Raw genomic sequence first — 16,664 nt, 5'->3', positions numbered from 1 at the left:
GACGAGTGGCGCAGAAGACGGCTTCGAGCGCGGACCTGACGTGGTTGCTGGATGACCTGGTCGGCCGGGTCAAGCAGGCGGAACACGCCGTGGCGCTCTCCACCGACGGACTGCTGATGGCCTCGTCGCGCGGGTTGAGCCGGGACGACGGCGAGCACCTGGCGGCGATGGCGGCAGGCATCCAGAGCCTGGCGCGGGGCGCGGGCAAGCGGTTCGGCGGTGGCCAGGTACAGCAGACGATCATCGAGATGCAGTCGTCGTTCCTGTTCGTCACCGCGGCCGGGCGCAACGCCTGCCTGGCCGTGCTGGCGTCCGAGGACGCCGACGTGGGCCTGATCGCGTACGAGATGGCCATGCTGGTCACCCGGGTCGGCCGGTTCGTCGCCTCACCCACCCGGGAACAGCCCCTCGGCGAGAATCCGACGCGATGAACGGCCAGGGGGAGACCGCGGAGCACGAGTGGGTGGACGACCACGCCGGTCCGGTGGTGCGCCCGTACGCGGTGACCGGTGGCCGGGCCCGCCCGGTGACCGGCACGTTCGACCTGATCTCCCTGGTCACGGCGACCCGGGCGGACGTGGCCTCGGAATCCGGGCTCGGCCCGGAGCACGTGGCGATCGTCGGCCTCTGCCAGCGGATCCAGTCCGTGGCCGAGATCGCCGCCCATCTCGACCTGCCGGTGGGCACCGTCCGGGTTCTCCTGGGCGACCTGGCAGCCCGCAGCCTGGTGCAGGTCCGTGAGCCGCGCGCGACCCCCGCCGGCCTTCCCGACGACAGTGTTTTCGAGGCGGTAATCAATGGACTACGGGCGCTCTGAGCGGCCGGCGGGCGCGACGCCGCTGCCCACCGCGATCAAGATCCTGATCGCCGGCGGTTTCGGCGTCGGCAAGACCACCCTGGTCGGCGCGGTCAGCGAGACCCGGCCGCTGCGGACGGAGGAGGTGCTGACCGAGACCGGGATCGGCATCGACGACCTGTCCGGCGTGGAGACGAAGACCACCACCACCGTGGCGATGGACTTCGGCCGGATCACCCTCAGCGACGACCTGGTGCTCTACCTGTTCGGCACCCCCGGGCAGGACCGGTTCTGGTTCGTCTGGGACGAGCTGGCGCTGGGTGCGATCGGGGCGGTGGTGCTCGCCGATACCCGGCGGCTGGCCGACTGCTTCCCCTCGATCGACTACTTCGAGGGGCGGGGCACGCCCTTCGTGGTGGCGGTGAACTGCTTCGAGGGCGCCAAGCGTTACCGGCTCGACGAGGTGCAGGGTGCGCTCGACCTGGACCCGGAGGTGCCCGTGGTGCTCTGCGACGCGCGGAATCGGGAGTCGGTCAAGGAGGTGCTGATCACGCTGCTGGAGTACGCCATGAAGCTGCGCGAGGAGCGCCGCCGCGCCGCCGCCGACTGACCAGGCGGACCGGGGGACAGGCTAGTACCGCGTTTCCGGTCGGCTGGCAGTGGCACTCACGTCAGTTCGGCGATCACTGCGCGGACCATTCGGCGGCCGTGCTCGGCCATGCGCGGGAAGGTGTGCCGGTAGTAGTCGATGCCGGTCAGCGACGGCGCGAGGGCCCAGCCGCAGGCGCGGCGCCACGTGGCGCCGTCGTACGCGATCGCCTCTCGGTAGGCTTCCCGGGCCGCGCCGGTGAAGGTCCACAGCGCCGGAGCCACGTCCGGCGCCGGATCGCCGACACCGAGTGCGCCGAAGTCGATGACCGCGGCCAGTCGGCCGCCGTCGGTGACCAGGTTGCCCGGCTGCAGATCACCGTGGATCCATACGGGGTCCCGGTCCCACTCCGGGGTGGCCAGGCAGGCGTCCCAGGCCGCCTCGGCCGCGGTCACGTCGAAGCCGTCGTCATGCTCTGCGAGCCGGGGCAGCACACGGCGGACGGCTGCATCGGCGTGGCGCAGGGCGGACCCGCGAGAGCCCGGTGGCTTGAGTGGACCCCCAGCCGAATCCACCCGGTGGAGGGCGCGAACGAAGGCCGCCACATCGCGGGCCAGGGGTACGTCGTCGCAGCCGAGCCTGGGAGGCGTGCTCCCCACGACCCACGGCACCACGGTCCACCGCCACGGGTATCCCGCGCCCGGCTCGCCCAGGTGAAGCGGAACGGAAATCCGCACCGGCAGGTGGGAGGCCAGCAAGGGCAGCCATCGCGCATCGGAATCGGCCTGGTCGACCGCCCCGGCGATCTTGGGCATTCGGGCGACGAGTTCGTTGCCGATCCGGAAGAGCACGTGGTCGGTGCCCTCCAACTCGTCCGCCAGGGGTGTCACGGGAAGGGCGGCCCACTGCGTGCACTGGGCCGCCAGCAGGCGGCGGACCTGCCCGACGGTGGCTCGGACCTCGTCGTCATGGATGGGCACGGCTGGCACGCTAATGCGGTCAGGCGGTGTGGTGCCAACCGATTAGGTCGGTGTGGATGTCGGCTTGCCACACCCGGCCTGACCTATGGCTGGTCGACCCACTGGACGTTGGTGGGTCGACGGCCGGTGCGGAGGAATTCGTGGGCTGCCCGGCGGGCCTGTCCTTCGGTGATTTCGAAGGGTTCGGCGCCTTCGACGGTGAACCACGGGTCGGAGAACGCGTCTTCGGCGTCGCCGGCTGTCATGCCGGGTGGGGCACCGGGCGGTACCGGTCCCCAGCTGAGCATCATCTCGTCCTCGGCCTCCCACACCAGCCCGGATCGGCCCCCAGCAAGGGTGACGTGCAAGGACCGGACGCCGTCCTCGCTGATCAGCGACAGGCCGCTGGACGGCATCCGGTCGAGGATGACGTCGAGGTCGGCGGCGCCGGTCACGGTCGTGCGGGTGCCGTCGATCCACGCTTGCGCAGCTGCCTTCACGGGTTGCTCGCGAGCCATGGGGTCGCGCAGCCATTCCGGCACCACGGTCAGCCGGTTGCCGGTCAGATCGAGCCGAGCGAGTGCGGCTAGGGTGCCCAGTGACTCGGGCAGCACGGTGAGCCGGTTGTCGGTCAGATCCAACCGGGTCAACGCCGTCAGGTTGCCGAGCCATTCCGGCAGCACCGCCAGATCGTTGTCGGTCAGGTCCAGCCAGGTGAGCGCCGCCAGGTTGCCCAGCGACTCAGGCAGCACCGACAGCCGGTTGCCGGAAAGGCCCAGCCAGGTCAGGGCGGTCAGGTTGCCCAGCGACTCCGGCAGAGCGGTGAGCCGGTTGTTGCCCAGGCCCAGCTCGGTGAGGGCGGTCAGGTCACCCAGCCATTCCGGTAGCGATGACAGCTGATTGCCGGCCAGGATCAGCCTGGTGAGGGCGGTCAGGCTGCCCAATGACTCCGGCAGGCTTCCCAACGAGCGCCCAGACAGATCCAGCGACGAGGCACCACTGCGCCGTGCCGCCTCGATCTGATCCTCGAGCCAGTCCATCTCGCTCCTACATCCTGGCGTCATCGACAGTCAGTCGAACACCGACCAGCAGATGTCATTCCGCAACCGCTGGTCGTCGAGCACGAGCTCGCGAATCGCCTCCGGGAGCTGGTCACGCTGCCATCGGCACTCAAGTCGCCCTGCGGCCTCGCTCTCGCCTTTCGGCGCGGCGGCACGTGCGGCCTTGATCGCATAGGCGGCCGCACCGAGTTCGTGCGCGGCGACGTGGGCGACAACCCCTGCCTGGCCGGCGGCGTACGCGGCATGCCGTGCTGCCCCACGGAGGTCTCTGGCCGCGCCCATGGCATGGCCGCCCGCCGCGCGAGCCTGCATCATCGTGACCTCACCACGCACCCAGGCACGGGCGTGCTCGATCGCTTCACGTGGTCGTGGGTCCTCAGGCTGAACCGACTCGAACAGGTGAAGGACGTGCTCGGCGCACGACGCCGCCCAGAGAGCGAGGAGGTGATGATTCGAATCAGTGAGGGTTCCACCGCGACGAAGCGTGATGAAGCGAGGGTCCCGAACCTTCGGGAGGATCATGCTGTGCCCTCCTTCTCCAAGGGACGGACATCTTCAACTGTCTCGTCGTTCGAGCTGGAGCAGGCCGTCGGGCGTCGTGCGCTCCGACCCGGGGTCGCCGGCCGTGTGCAGGGTAGCTGCTTCCTACTCGGGGCGGCCGTCGGCGAGCCACTGGGCGAGGCCGCGCAGCCCGACCGCCCACCGCCCGAGGTCGGTGACCTCCGCGTGCTCGGTGACGACGGTGAGCAACTCGGCCACCGCCTCGTCCGGCCGCTGGGCGTCGTTGAGGGTCAGGGCGCGGAAGACGCGTACGGAGTCGGAGTCGGGGAACTCCCTGCGGGCCCGGTCGAGCACCGCCAGCGACTCGTCCAGCTCGCCGAGCCACCGCAGGGTGCTGGCGTACTGGCACAGGCACCGGCGCAGGACGTCGCCGTCGAGGCCGAGGGCGAGCGCCCGCTCGTAGTAGCCGCGGGCGGTCTCCTCCTGGCCCGCGGTGTCGTAGGCGCCACCCACCTCGTACACGAGGACGGGGTGGTCAGGGTGTTCGGCGAGCAGCGCCTGGAAGTAGGCGATCGTCGGCGCCATGTTCGCCCGGTCGCGCTGGTCGTAGCCGCGCTGGATCGCTTCGGCCAGCTCGGGCGTCACGTCGGTCGTCACGCGGCAGCCCCCATGCGTACCAGTTGAAGATCAACTCACCCTATCGCAGGCCCAACGAGCACGCGCCGGGTCGCCCGCTGTGGACGTCACCAGTTCCGGCCGGTGTCATTCTGAGGCGCGGAGTGCCGCCGTTGCGGTCTCCCGCACCGTCGGATTTGTGTCGTCGGTCAGTTGGGCCAGCAGCGGACGTGCGGGCGGCCAGCGTCGCAGATTGGCGGCGAGGACATTCGCGACCGCAGCGCGGACCCACCAGTCCGGGTCGTCCGTCCTGGACTGCAGCGCGTCGAGCGACACGCCCAGCAGGCCGAGGCCGCGGGCCGCCCCGGCCCGCACCGACGCCTCGGAGTCGGCGAGCAGCTTCCGCAGGGCGGCGGCTGCGGCCGGGACGCGATCGGAGTTCGCGGCCCGGCGGCCGATCGCCTCGCCCAGCGCCGAACGGACGTACCAGACGGGATCGGAGGTCAGCGGAACCAGATGATCGACGACCGCCGGCGGGGCGGACCAGGCCAGCAGGAGCACGGCGTCGTGCCGGATCCAGGCGTCCGGATCCTGCAGGGCCGTGACGACGAGCTCATATGCCTGCGGGTTCTCGTCCACCCTCGGCAGTGAGTTGAGGGCGGTCCGCCGGATCGCCGGATCGGTGTCGCCCAGCGCCTCGCGCAGCGTCCCCATGTCGGGCGACTCGAACACATCGCGGAGCGCCCACAGCGCGGCTCTGCGCAAGTCGGGATCATCGGCGGCGAGCATCGGGAGGATGACGGCCCGGCAGCCGACCCGATCGGCTCGCATGGCAGCGCCCAACGCCATGCCCAGTCGTTCCCCGTCATCGTCGTCCTCGCCGCGCAGCGCGTCAGCGAAGACCCGCAGGAACAGCGGGAACACCTCGGCCCCGGACAGTCCGGCCAGGACGTGCGCCATCAGGTCCCGGCCGTACCAGTTGCGCTCGCGGGCGTAGCGTTCCAGCGCGGCCTGCACGGACGGTGCCGCCGCGCGATCACCGCTCGCAGCCAGCTCCCGCACGAGCGGCCACGGATCATCATCCAGCGTGCCGTCGGCGTACCGGAACAGGTCGGCCAGTGTCACCGGGACCTCCTACCCAAGGTGAGGCGTAGACCGGGGCCTGTCTCCCGACGGTCCAACGCCCGCATGGCGGGGGCAGCGTATCCCCGTCGTCACCGGTCACTGGTCCGGTCTCCGGGCGGCGCGTGCGGACACCGCCGCCTAATGGGTCGTACCGGGTTGTCGTAGGACACTCGGTTCCGGTAGCCGCCGGCCGGTGAGCACTCAGGCCGCCTGGACTGTCGAGTCCTAAGGTCAGACCGTGCCCCGGCCGGTGGTGAGGAGGGTTGAATCGCTGATGGGATGACGTGCCCCGGCCCTGGTGAGACCGGTGAGCACTTGACCATTAGGCCGCGAGTGATCCTCCTTGAGCTGCCGTGGTGACCGGATTGGCGGGGAGGAGCGCGGGTGCTGTTCGTCGGTGATGACTGGGCTGAGGATCACCACGATGTGGAGGTCCAGGACGAGACGGGCCGGCGGCTGGCACGGGCACGGTTGCCCGAGGGTGTGACCGGGATGGCTCGGCTGCACGCGTTGCTGGCCGAACACCTGCCCGGTGACGCGGAGCCGTCGCAGGTGGTGGTCGGGATCGAGACCGACCGCGGCCCGTGGGTGGGCGCTCTGGTCGCCGCCGGGTATCAGGTGTTCGCAGTCAATCCGATGCAGGTAGCCCGGTATCGGGAACGGCACTCGACCTCGGGGGCCAAGAGCGACACCGGTGACGCGCGAACCCTGGCGGATCTGGTCCGTACTGACCGGCACCGGCACCGCCCGGTGGCCGGTGACAGTGACACCGCCGAGGCGGTCAAGATCCTCGCTCGGGTGCATCAGACGTTGATCTGGGATCGGCAGCGGCAGGTGCTGCGGCTGCGGGCGGCGTTGCGGGAGTTCTTCCCCGCCGCGATCGCCGCCTTCGACGACCTGCACGCCGGCGAGGCCCTGGAGCTGCTGGGCCGGGCACCGGATCCGGCCCGCGCGGCGCGGCTGTCCCGGTCGCAGATCGCCGCCGCGCTGCGGCGAGCCGGCCGCCGCAACATCGACCAGCGCGCCGAGGCCATCCAGCAGGTGCTGCGCGCCGAGCAGCTGCCGCAACCGGCGGCGGTGCAGGCCGCCTACGCCGCCACCGTCCAAGCTGCGGTGGCGCTGATCGCCGCTCTCAACAGCCAGATCCGCGCCCTCGAGGGCGAGGTGAGCGAGTCTTTTCACCAGCACCCGGACGCTGAGATCTACCTGTCCCAGCCCGGCCTGGGCACCGTCCTGGCGGCCCGGGTGCTCGCCGAGTTCGGAGACGACTCCGACCGCTACCGAGATGCCCGCAGCCGCAAGAACTACGCCGGCAACAGCCCCATCACCCGCCAGTCCGGCAAGAAACTCGTCGTCCTGGCGCGTTACGCCCGCAACGACCGCCTCGCCGACGCCCTGCACCGGCAAGCCTTCTGCGCCCTGCGAGCCTCAGCCGGGGCCCGCGCCTACTACGACGAACTCCGCTCCCGCGGCACCGGCCACCACGCCGCACTGCGCCAACTCGCCAACCGCCTCACCGGCATCCTCCACGGCTGCATCAAGACCGGCACCCGCTACGACGAAACCACCGCCTGGGCCCACCGAACCCAACCCGCCGCCGCTTGACACCAAACGACATGGGATGTCTGACCTGGCGGTCTCCGGAGCCCGCGGTCAATCGTCGATCGCCTGGTAGACAGCAGTCCAGAAGTCCTGTGACCTCGGCAGCCTCTGGTCGCCCGCGTGCGCCCGCTGCATGATCAGGATCGTCGCCATGTCCTCGGCGGGATCGTTGTACCAGGCGGTGCCGTAGAAGCCGGGCCAACCGTAGCTCCCGACCGAGGGGCCCAGGTGCGTGCGGCGGGTGCGGACCGACATCCCGAAACCCCAGCCCATGGCGTCGAAGTACCCCGGCCAGAACCCGGAGACCGCCTTCTGCGCCGGGGTCAGGTGGTCGCTGGTCATCAGCAGCACCGAGGGCCGCGAGAGCACCCGCTCGCCCTGGTGGATACCGCCCGCGAGCAGAGCCGAGGCGAAGGCGAGATAGTCGTGGGCGGTCGACACGAGCCCACTACCACCTGATTCGAACGCCGGCCGGCGGCTCCACCGCCCGTCGGGGGCGTCTTCGACGACCGGCTCACCGGTGGCGGCATTGTCACGCTCGTACGCCGTCGCCAGCCGGCCGAGGCTCTCGCCGCCCACGCTGAAGCCGGTGTCCTTCATCCCGAGCGGATCGCAGATCCGCTCGCGCAGGGCATCCCCGAAGGACATGCCAGTGGCCCGGGCGATGAGCACACCCGTCACGTCGGCGGCGGTGTCGTACATCCAGCGCTCACCCGGCTGGTGGACGAGCGGAAGCGCGCCCAGCCGGTGCATCCACTCGTCCGGCGCCGACCTGCCGAGTGCGTTCAGCGCGTCGGAGATCGGGACCGTGCCCGGCTCGGCAAGGACCATGCCGGTGCCGAGGGTGAAGGTCAGCAGGTCCCGCAGCGTGATCGGGCGTCTCGCCGCAACGGCGTCGTCCAGTGGCCCGTCGGGATCGGCGAGCACGGTCATGTCCGCCAGCTCCGGGAGGAGGTCGTCGACCGGGTCATCCAGGCGGAGGGTGAGGTCCTCGACGAGCGTCATCGCACACGCGGCGACGATCGGCTTCGTCATCGAGCCCATACGACAGATCGTGTCGCCTGCCATCGGCGTCGCCGACCCCGCGCCCTCGAACGCGAGATTCCCCGCTGCTTCGACCCGCACGTCGCCGTGGCGGGCGAGAACGGCCACCACACCAGGGACGAAGCCGGAGTCGACGTGACGCTCGAGCAGCTCTCGCAACCGAGCCAGCCGTTTCGACGAGAAGCCGCCCGCAGCCACCTGTCTCCTCCTCGTCTCGTCCGTTCGCAAGTTACACGTTGCGCGACCACCACACGTCCCCGAAAAAAGTCTCCGTCCGAGCAGTACCGCTCATCGGCACGAGGGTGCGCTCGGCCCGGAGGTCGATCCTGCGGAGGCTGGTGTTCACATAAGATCTTGCGAACAAGCGCCCCGGACAGGAGGAGCCCGTCGTGATGCGGTCAACGGCGTTCCTGCTGGAGTGTCTGCACCGGGCCGGGATGCGCGATGTCGTCACGGTGGAGCCGGCGACGGGTGGGGTCGCGGCGCTCGCGGGCATAGCCACTCGTCAGGACGCGCCGTCGGTGTTCGTCAAGGCCTTCGCCGACCCGCCGGCCGACGACGTCTTCCTCGCGGAGGCCGAAGGGCTGGCCGCCCTGCGCGAGCTCGGCGGCGTGGCGACTCCCGAGGTGATCCTGGCGGACCGGGAACTGATGGTGTTGTCGGTGCTGCGGCCCAGGCCGCGCAGCGAGACCTTCTGGGAGCAGTTCGCGCACGCGCTCGCCCGCCTGCACCTGAGCACGACTCATCCCCGCTTCGGGTGGCACCGCGACAACTGGCTGGGCCGCCGCCGGCAGGTCAACACCTGGAATGACGACGGCTTTGCCTTCTTCGCACAGCACCGGCTGCTGCGGTGGCTCGGGCAGCCCCGCGTCGAGGCGGCACTCGACCGCGGAGACCGGGCGGCGCTGGAGCGGCTGTGTCACCGGCTGCCCGACCTGCTGCCCGACCGGCCGGCATGCCTGACGCATGGCGACCTGTGGGCACAGAACGTCCTGGCCACCCCGGACGGGCAGCCCGCGCTGATCGACCCGGCCGTGTCCTACATGTGGGCCGAGGTCGACCTCGCCCACGTGTGGTCCACCTCGCCCCCGCCCGAGGCGCAACGGTTCTTCGAGGTCTATGCGGAGCTGACCGTTCTCGATGACGACTGGCGGGCCCGGATGCCGATCGTCCAGCTGCGGCAACACCTCGCCGTGCTGGCCCAGTTCGACGACGACTGGGGCGCGGGCGAACAGGTTCGCGCCACCCTTGCCCCGTTCCGGACGCGAACCTGACGAAGCCCGACGGTTGACCGCCGTCAGCGGTCAGCGTTGCCCTCCGTCGCTGAGTGAGCGTCGGACGGTGGGGCGTCCCCGTCGCCGGCCGACTTCAGTGAAGCCGGCTCGTAGGAACAGGTTGAGGGTGCCGGGGAACATGTCGGCGGCGGGCTGATTGTTCGTCGCCGCGATGGGATACGCCTCCAGGTGCCGCGCCCCGGCCGCCTTGGCGGCTGCGATGGCGGCGTCGAGCAGGACGCTCGCCAGGCCTTGACCGCGTCTGTCCGGGCGGACGTAGAAGCAGGTGATCGCCCAGTCGCCGGGCCTGCTCTGATGGCGCACCACGATGGGGGAACGGTCGAGTCGGGTGAACTCGGTGTGGGGGCGGCAGCGACCCAGCCGACCGGCTCGTCGTTGTCGTAGGCGAGTAGTCCCGCTGCCGGGTGCTCGCTGGCGCGTTGCGCCATGAGCCGGCGGCGGGCATCGGGCGTTGCCGCGGTGAAGTCCCGGGCGGACAGCCGCCACCACATGCACCAGCAGCCCGCCTGGGCGCCACGCGGTCCGAAGAGCCGCTCCAGGTCGGGCCACCGGTCCGCGTCGAGTGGGCGGACGATGACATCGTTCGCGGTGGCGGGCTGGCGCGGTCGAGGCGGCATGTCAGTCCTGGCCCGTCAGGGGCTCGTCGCTTCGGGACTGCCGGCGGCGTTCCCGGTGGCGGGTCACCTTCTGCCGGTTGCCGCAGACACCCATGGCACACCAGGTGGCGGAGTGGTTGCGTGACGTGTCGTAGAAGACCCAGGCGCAGGCATCCGCCCGGCAGATCTTCAACCGTTCCCACGTTCCGGCTCCCTGGGCCTGCTGGATCGATGTCATCAGCTGGCCGATGAACCAGTCGCAGTCCGTGCCGGCGGGCACGACCTGGAGCCGTCCATCCGGGTCCACGCGTAGCGCGACGGGGACGGACTGCGCAGTCTCTGACAGCGTGCGGGCGGCTTCGGCACGCTCGGTTTCGCCGGTTCCGACGCGGATCAGGGCGCGCAGCGCCGCGCGTACTCCCAGGAGCCGGTCAACGTCGCTTTTGGAGATCACCCAGCCGTCATCGAGCCGCCGACGGGTGTCCGGACCCATTTCGCCGGCGAGGAACCGCGTTGCCGCGGCAGGGTCGGCCAGTTCGTCGGTGCCTCGCTCGACGTGCACCGAGTTGAGGAAATCCTGCACCCGAGCCAGCGGCTCCGGCGCCCGCGCAGGTGCCGCGCGCGTCTGACCTGCGGTCAACTCGATCATCCTCCGCTTGACACCGGCTAATCCCGATGACAGGTTACACCTCGACGCGCGTAACCTGCGTCTGACTTACGCTAGTTACAGTAGGGTGCTCGTGGAGAATCGATCAGCATTGACCTCGGCCGCCGACCAGGCGCCCCCATCCGCTTCGGCGCCGGTTCGTCGCGACCCGGGTGAGACCGCGGCCACCAGCAGGCGTGGTACGCCGTCCACCCTGTTGCGGGATCGCGACTTCCGCCGGTTCTGGTCCGGGCAGACCATCTCGGTCGTCGGCGCCCAGATCACGGCTTTCACCATCCCGCTCTTCGCCGTTACCCAGCTGGGCGCCGACGCCTCCGACGTTGCGCTGCTGCGGGTGTTGGAAACGATCCCCTTCGTTGTCCTGGCCCTGCCGGTGGGCGTCTGGCTGGACCGGCACGCCCCGCGTCCGGCGATGATGGTGGCCAACCTTGGTCGCGCCGGCCTGGTCGTCGTGACGGCGGTAGCCGGTCTGTTGGGCCTGCTGCAGGTCGGCACCCTCGCCGTCGCCCTCCTCCTCGTGGGCGCCGCGACGGTCGTCTTCGACATCGCCTACCTGTCCTATCTGCCCCGGCTGGTACCACCCGGGCAACTCGTCGACGGCAACAGCAAACTGTCGCTGAGCGACTCGGCGGCCCAGGTCGGCGGACCGGGGCTGTCCGGCCTGCTGGTCCAGACCATCACTGCGCCGGCCGCGTTGCTGGTCACCGGGCTCACCTATGCGATGTCCGCGCTCTCCCTGCATCGGCTTCGGCACCGCGACGTTCCGTCGAACACTCGACTCGGCGGCGACAGCCCTACCGCCGAGCCGATCGACGCGCCCGGCGGACGCAGGGGGCTGGCCTTCGCCGGACGCCAGATCCGCGAAGGTCTACGGCTCGTAACCACCGAACGCTATCTTCGGGTGATCTGCCTGGAAGCCTTCACCTTCAACCTGTTCGTGCAGTTCGGGGAAACCCTCGTCGTCGTCTACGCCCTCAACGATTTGCACCTGTCCGCCGCCGCGCTCGGCCTCTTCATCAGCCTCGGCAGCGTCGGCGCCGTCCTCGGCGCGGCGCTGGCACCCCATGCGGTGCGTGCCGTCGGTTTCGGGCCGGCCTTCACCGCCGGAACGGCGGTCGGCTGTGCCGCCCCACTCCTCGTACCACTTGCCGGTACCGCGCCCCAGTTCGCCGGCCCGCTGATCGCCATGTCGCACTTCCTCGCCGGAGCCGGCGTCGCGATATCCGTCATCGGGTCCGTCACGCTGCGTCAGTCGGTCACCCCGCCACGCCTGCTTGCCCGCGTCAACGCCGTCATGCGGCTGGCCAGCTACAGCGCCCTGCCAATAGGCTCTGCCGCCGCCGGCGTGCTCTCCGAAGCCACAACCGTCCGAACAGGACTCTTCATCGGCGCCGCCGGCCTTGCACTCCCCGTGCTCATCCTCCTGCTCTCACCCATACCCCGACTACGCGACTCCTTCGATGCCGGCTCCACCCCACACACGTGAGACGCCGACGGCGTTCGCGTGATCCGTGAGATTCCCGATCGGCGCCCGCCCGCGGGGCCGGAAACGCCGAAGGGCCCCTCCCCCCGCTCGCGGGAAGGGGCCCTTCGTTCGGGTACGGCGTCAGCCGGCGATCATGCGACGCAGCACGTACTGCAGGATGCCGCCGTGCCGGTAGTAGTCGGCCTCACCGGGGGTGTCGATCCGGACCACGGCGTCGAACTCCACGCCGGTGTCCGTGGTGACCTTGACGGTGCGCGGGGTGTCGCCCTCGTTGATCGCGGTGACGCCGCTGATCGAGAAGGTCTCCGTGCCGGTCAGGCCCAGCGACTCGGCGGTGGTGTCGACCGGGAACTGCAGCGGCAGGACGCCCATGCCGATCAGGTTCGAGCGGTGGATCCGCTCGTACGACTCGGCGATGACCGCCCGCACCCCGAGGAGCATGGTGCCCTTGGCCGCCCAGTCGCGGGACGAGCCGGAGCCGTACTCCTTGCCGGCCAGGATGACCAGCGGGACGCCCGCCTCCTGGTACGCCATCGAGGCGTCGTAGATCGAGGTCTGCTCGCCGGTCAGGTGGTTGACCGTGAAGCCGCCCTCGACGCCCGGGACCAGCTGGTTGCGCAGCCGGATGTTGGCGAAGGTGCCCCGGATCATCACCTCGTGGTTGCCCCGGCGGGAGCCGTACGAGTTGAACTCGTGCCGCGCCACGCCGTGCTCGGCGAGGTACTTGCCGGCGGGGGAGTCCGCCTTGATCGAGCCGGCCGGGGAGATGTGGTCGGTGGTCACCGAGTCGCCCAGCTTGGCCAGCACCCGGGCGCCGGCGATGTCCTGCACCGGCTTCGGGTCGCGCTCCATGCCCTCGAAGTACGGGGGCTTGCGCACGTAGGTGGAGTCGCCCGCCCAGGCGAAGGTGTCACCGGTCGGGGTCGGCAGCGACTGCCAGCGCTCGTCACCGGCGAAGACGTCGGCGTACGCGGCGCTGAAGCCGGTGGCGCCGATCGCCGAGGCGATGACGTCCTGGATCTCGGCGCTGTTCGGCCAGATGTCCCGCAGGAACACCGGGTTGCCCTGGGCGTCCTCACCGAGCGGCTCGTTGGCCAGGTCGATGTCCATGGTGCCGGCGAGCGCGTACGCGACCACCAGCGGCGGGGACGCCAGGTAGTTCATCTTGACGTCCGGGTTGATCCGGCCCTCGAAGTTGCGGTTGCCGGAGAGCACCGAGACGACGGCCAGGTCGCCCTCGTTGACCGCGGCGGAGACCTCCTCCGGCAGCGGGCCGGAGTTGCCGATGCAGGTGGTGCAGCCGTAGCCGACCAGGTTGAAGCCGAGCTTGTCCAGGTAGGGGGTGAGGCCGGCGCGGTCGTAGTAGTCCATGACGACCTTGGAGCCCGGGGCCAGGGTGGTCTTCACCCACGGCTTGCGGGCCAGGCCCTTGTCCACGGCGTTCCGGGCCAGCAGCGCGGCGCCGATCATGACCTGCGGGTTCGAGGTGTTGGTGCAGGAGGTGATCGCGGCGATGACCACGGCGCCGTGGTCCAGCTCGTACTCGACGCCGTCGGGGCTGGTCACCCGGACCGGGTTGGTGGCGCGGCCGCCGGCGCCCGCCGCGGCGGTCTCCAGGTCGCGCGGCTCGTCGGCCGGGTCGCTGAACTCGTTGGCCGGCGGGTCGCTGGCCGGGAAGGACTCGGCGCTGGCCTCGTCGGCCGGGCCGTTGGCGCCGCGCGGCAGCTGCTCGCGGGCGACGCCCGGCTTGAGCTCGCGCTCGCCGGCGGAGTCGGCGGCGACGTAGTCGGTGAGCGCCGAGCGGAACAGCGTCTTGGCGGAGCCCAGCGGCACCCGGTCCTGCGGGCGCTTCGGGCCGGCCAGGGACGGCTCGATGGTGCTGAGGTCCAGCTCCAGCCGCTCCGAGTACTGCGGCTCGCGGTCCGGGTCGTGCCAGAGGCCCTGCTCCTTGGCGTACGCCTCGACCAGCGCGACCTGCTGCGGGTCGCGGCCGGTCAGCTCCAGGTAGCGGACGGTCTCGGCGTCGATCGGGAAGATCGCGACGGTGGAGCCGTACTCCGGGGACATGTTGCCGATGGTGGCCCGGTTGGCCAGCGGAACCGCGCTCACGCCGGGGCCGTAGAACTCGACGAACTTGCCGACCACGCCGTGCTTGCGCAGCATCTCGGTGATGGTGAGCACCAGGTCGGTGGCGGTGGTGCCGGCCGGCATCTCGCCGGAGAGCTTGAAGCCGACGACCCGCGGGATCAGCATGCTGACCGGCTGGCCGAGCATCGCGGCCTCGGCCTCGATGCCGCCCACGCCCCAGCCGAGCACGCCCAGGCCGTTGACCATCGTGGTGTGCGAGTCGGTGCCGACCACGGTGTCCGGGTACGCCTGGCCGTTGCGCTCCATGACCGTGCGGGCCAGGTACTCGATGTTGACCTGGTGCACGATGCCGGTGCCCGGCGGGACGACTTTGAACTCGTTGAACGCGGTCTGGCCCCAGCGCAGGAACTGGTAGCGCTCCTTGTTGCGCTCGTACTCCAGCTCGACGTTGCGCTGGAAGGCGTCCTCGCGGCCGAACAGGTCGGCGATGACCGAGTGGTCGATGACCAGCTCGGCGGGGGCGAGCGGGTTCACCTTGGTGGCGTCGCCGCCGAGGTCGCGGACGGCCTCACGCATGGTGGCCAGGTCGACGACGCAGGGCACGCCGGTGAAGTCCTGCATCAGCACCCGGGCCGGGGTGAACTGGATCTCCACGCTCGGGTCGGCGGTGGGGTCCCAGCCGCCGAGCTGCTGGATGTGGTCGGCGGTGATGTTCGCGCCGTCCTCGGTCCGCAGCAGGTTCTCCAGCAGGATCTTCAGGCTGTAGGGCAGTCGGTCGTGGCCCTCCACCTTGTCGATCCTGAAAATCTCGTAGCTCGCGTCACCGACGCGTAGCTGGGTCTTCGCACCGAAGGTGTCGAGGCTCGCCACGTCGTACTCCTTCACACCAGCGACCGTGAGTAGTCCTGAGCAGTTTGTCGCACCGGCCGGGGTGCTGCCGTGGTTAGGCAACACTTACCCGCGTCGGTCTCAACAAAACCGTACGTCCGTCTTGCTATTCGCGCAACCTCGTGCCAGGGTTCGGGACGAGGAGGTACCTCCATGATCCATCACGTCCTGCTCGCCTGCCCACGTGGCTCCGAGGACACGTCGCGGGCGTTCTACGGCGGCCTGCTCGGCCTGGTCGAGAAGCCCAAACCGCCGGCCCTCGCCGCCCGCGGTGGTTGCTGGTTCACGGGGTACGGCGTCGAGCTGCACCTCGGAGTCGAGGACGACTTCCGGCCCGCCCGCAAGGCGCACCCCGCGCTGCTCCGCCCCGACCTGGACGAGCTGGCCGCCCGGCTCGACGCCGACGGCCACCCCGTGACCTGGGGCGACGACGAGATTCCCGGCATGAGGCGGTTCCACACGTACGACCCGCACGGCAACCGCCTGGAGTTCCTCGCACCCGTCGACTGAGCTTCCGCGGGTAGGGTTCGGGCGTGGTCGACGTACAGCACTGGCTCTCCGCGCTGCCCCCCGGCGTGGTCTACCTGATCGTCGCCGGGGTGATCGGCGTGGAGAGCATGGGCATCCCGCTTCCCGGCGAGATCGTGCTGGTCAGCTCCGCCCTGCTCGCCGCCACCGGGGTGGTCGAACCCGAGTGGGTGGCCACCGCCGCCGCGGCCGGAGCCATCATCGGCGACTCCATCGGGTACGCCGTCGGCCGGCGCGGCGGCCGGCCACTGCTCGAACGGCTGGGCCGGCGCTTCCCGAAGCACCTCGGCGAGGCGCAGCTCGCCCGCGCCGAACAGAGCTTCGCCCGGCACGGTGTCTGGGCGGTCTTCTTCGGGCGGTTCGTCGCCCTGCTCCGCATCCTCGCCGGCCCGTTGGCCGGAGCGCTGCACGTGCCGTACCGCCGGTTCCTGCTGGCCAACGCGGCAGGCGGCCTGGTCTGGGCGTTCGGCACCACGTACCTGCTCTTCTCCGTGGGCCGGGCGGCCGAGCACTGGCTCAAGGACATCTCCTGGGCCGGGCTGGTCCTCGCGGTCCTCGCCGGCCTGGCCAGCACCTGGTGGCTGCGCCGCCGCGCCCGGCGACTGGAGCCGGTCGAGGCGGCCGCCGAGGCCGACGAGCCGGTGCACGCCGGCGACCGCTGACGCCAGACGCCGAAAGGGCCCAACCCCTGGTGGGGTCGGGCCCTTTCGTGTTGCTTGCTGTGCTGGATCGTCAGGAGGTGCTGTAGCCGCGGGTGGCGATCCAGTCGGCGAGGTTGTCCACGCTCATCCGGTAGGAGGCCATGTTCGGGTCGGCGGAGTCGG

At 70.6% G+C, this 16,664-nt stretch carries 17 protein-coding genes and 1 pseudogene; 8 read left to right on the top strand and 10 right to left on the bottom strand.

What is annotated here, in order from left to right; genetic code table 11:
• Positions 1 to 5 precede the first annotated feature (5 nt).
• The 3 genes from AB0F68_RS28535 to AB0F68_RS28525 are packed head-to-tail and all read left to right on the top strand — an operon-like array spanning position 6 to position 1,406.
• On the top strand, positions 6 to 431 hold the full coding sequence (locus AB0F68_RS28535) for a roadblock/LC7 domain-containing protein (RefSeq protein ID WP_107078620.1): 426 nt from the start codon (positions 6 to 8) through the stop codon (positions 429 to 431).
• Complete coding sequence (locus tag AB0F68_RS28530) at positions 428 to 817, top strand: DUF742 domain-containing protein (protein WP_357343773.1); 390 nt, start codon at positions 428 to 430, stop codon at positions 815 to 817. Before AB0F68_RS28535 ends, AB0F68_RS28530 begins: the two co-directional genes overlap by 4 nt.
• A complete protein-coding gene (locus AB0F68_RS28525; RefSeq protein ID WP_357343771.1) occupies positions 798 to 1,406 on the top strand; it encodes an ATP/GTP-binding protein in 609 nt (202 codons plus the stop codon). The genes AB0F68_RS28530 and AB0F68_RS28525 overlap by 20 nt, the downstream gene beginning before the upstream one ends.
• A gap of 56 nt (positions 1,407 to 1,462) precedes the next feature.
• Here the strand turns inward: AB0F68_RS28525 and AB0F68_RS28520 are convergent, their stop codons facing one another.
• The 5 genes from AB0F68_RS28520 to AB0F68_RS28500 form a co-directional block, all read right to left on the bottom strand.
• Positions 1,463 to 2,254, bottom strand: coding sequence for an aminoglycoside phosphotransferase family protein (locus tag AB0F68_RS28520; RefSeq protein WP_357343769.1), 792 nt, complete (start codon positions 2,252 to 2,254; stop codon positions 1,463 to 1,465).
• Positions 2,255 to 2,448: 194 nt separating this feature from the next.
• A complete protein-coding gene (locus tag AB0F68_RS28515; RefSeq protein WP_357343767.1) occupies positions 2,449 to 3,384 on the bottom strand; it encodes an Imm1 family immunity protein in 936 nt (311 codons plus the stop codon).
• A 30-nt stretch (positions 3,385 to 3,414) separates the two neighbouring features.
• The gene (locus AB0F68_RS28510) at positions 3,415 to 3,927 is read right to left on the bottom strand and encodes a putative immunity protein (protein ID WP_357343765.1); all 513 of its coding nucleotides are present in this window, start codon (positions 3,925 to 3,927) and stop codon (positions 3,415 to 3,417) included.
• Between the two features lie 123 nt (positions 3,928 to 4,050).
• On the bottom strand, positions 4,051 to 4,563 hold the full coding sequence (locus AB0F68_RS28505; protein ID WP_357343763.1) for a tetratricopeptide repeat protein: 513 nt from the start codon (positions 4,561 to 4,563) through the stop codon (positions 4,051 to 4,053).
• A gap of 105 nt (positions 4,564 to 4,668) precedes the next feature.
• Positions 4,669 to 5,646 (bottom strand): HEAT repeat domain-containing protein, encoded by a 978-nt coding sequence (locus AB0F68_RS28500; RefSeq protein ID WP_357343761.1) that lies wholly within the window; start codon positions 5,644 to 5,646, stop codon positions 4,669 to 4,671.
• Between the two features lie 384 nt (positions 5,647 to 6,030).
• Here AB0F68_RS28500 and AB0F68_RS28495 point away from each other — a divergent pair, with 384 nt between their 5' ends.
• Positions 6,031 to 7,251, top strand: coding sequence for an IS110 family transposase (locus tag AB0F68_RS28495; RefSeq protein WP_357343759.1), 1,221 nt, complete (start codon positions 6,031 to 6,033; stop codon positions 7,249 to 7,251).
• 48 nt (positions 7,252 to 7,299) lie between these two features.
• Here AB0F68_RS28495 and AB0F68_RS28490 read toward each other — a convergent pair whose 3' ends face one another.
• Positions 7,300 to 8,490, bottom strand: a complete 1,191-nt coding sequence (locus AB0F68_RS28490) for a serine hydrolase domain-containing protein (RefSeq protein WP_357343757.1) — start codon at positions 8,488 to 8,490, stop codon at positions 7,300 to 7,302.
• A 194-nt stretch (positions 8,491 to 8,684) separates the two neighbouring features.
• Between AB0F68_RS28490 and AB0F68_RS28485 the strand changes: the two genes are divergently transcribed.
• Positions 8,685 to 9,566: a fructosamine kinase family protein gene (locus AB0F68_RS28485; RefSeq protein WP_357343860.1), complete on the top strand. Its 882-nt coding sequence runs from the start codon at positions 8,685 to 8,687 to the stop codon at positions 9,564 to 9,566.
• Between the two features lie 30 nt (positions 9,567 to 9,596).
• Here the strand turns inward: AB0F68_RS28485 and AB0F68_RS28480 are convergent, their stop codons facing one another.
• Complete coding sequence (locus AB0F68_RS28480; protein WP_357343754.1) at positions 9,597 to 9,893, bottom strand: GNAT family N-acetyltransferase; 297 nt, start codon at positions 9,891 to 9,893, stop codon at positions 9,597 to 9,599.
• Positions 9,894 to 10,205: 312 nt separating this feature from the next.
• Complete coding sequence (locus AB0F68_RS28475; RefSeq protein ID WP_357343752.1) at positions 10,206 to 10,832, bottom strand: CGNR zinc finger domain-containing protein; 627 nt, start codon at positions 10,830 to 10,832, stop codon at positions 10,206 to 10,208.
• 85 nt (positions 10,833 to 10,917) lie between these two features.
• Here AB0F68_RS28475 and AB0F68_RS28470 point away from each other — a divergent pair, with 85 nt between their 5' ends.
• Complete coding sequence (locus tag AB0F68_RS28470; RefSeq protein ID WP_357343750.1) at positions 10,918 to 12,336, top strand: MFS transporter; 1,419 nt, start codon at positions 10,918 to 10,920, stop codon at positions 12,334 to 12,336.
• Positions 12,337 to 12,456: 120 nt separating this feature from the next.
• Here the strand turns inward: AB0F68_RS28470 and AB0F68_RS28465 are convergent, their stop codons facing one another.
• The gene (locus AB0F68_RS28465; protein ID WP_357343748.1) at positions 12,457 to 15,309 is read right to left on the bottom strand and encodes an aconitate hydratase; all 2,853 of its coding nucleotides are present in this window, start codon (positions 15,307 to 15,309) and stop codon (positions 12,457 to 12,459) included.
• Between the two features lie 156 nt (positions 15,310 to 15,465).
• Between AB0F68_RS28465 and AB0F68_RS28460 the strand changes: the two genes are divergently transcribed.
• Positions 15,466 to 15,822, top strand: coding sequence for a VOC family protein (locus AB0F68_RS28460; RefSeq protein ID WP_357343746.1), 357 nt, complete (start codon positions 15,466 to 15,468; stop codon positions 15,820 to 15,822).
• A 23-nt stretch (positions 15,823 to 15,845) separates the two neighbouring features.
• A complete protein-coding gene (locus tag AB0F68_RS28455) occupies positions 15,846 to 16,502 on the top strand; it encodes a DedA family protein (protein WP_357343744.1) in 657 nt (218 codons plus the stop codon).
• 70 nt (positions 16,503 to 16,572) lie between these two features.
• On the opposite strand, the pseudogene AB0F68_RS28450 reads toward AB0F68_RS28455, so the two are convergent.
• Positions 16,573 to 16,664, bottom strand: a pseudogene (locus tag AB0F68_RS28450) (phytochelatin synthase); the annotation flags it as partial.

Origin of the sequence: Micromonospora sp. NPDC023966, from assembly GCF_040639095.1 — a bacterium.
In the GTDB taxonomy this organism is placed as follows: Bacteria; Actinomycetota; Actinomycetes; order Mycobacteriales; family Micromonosporaceae; genus Micromonospora.
Note: the sequence above shows the minus strand (reverse complement) of the source record. Positions and strands in the feature narration are given on the sequence as shown.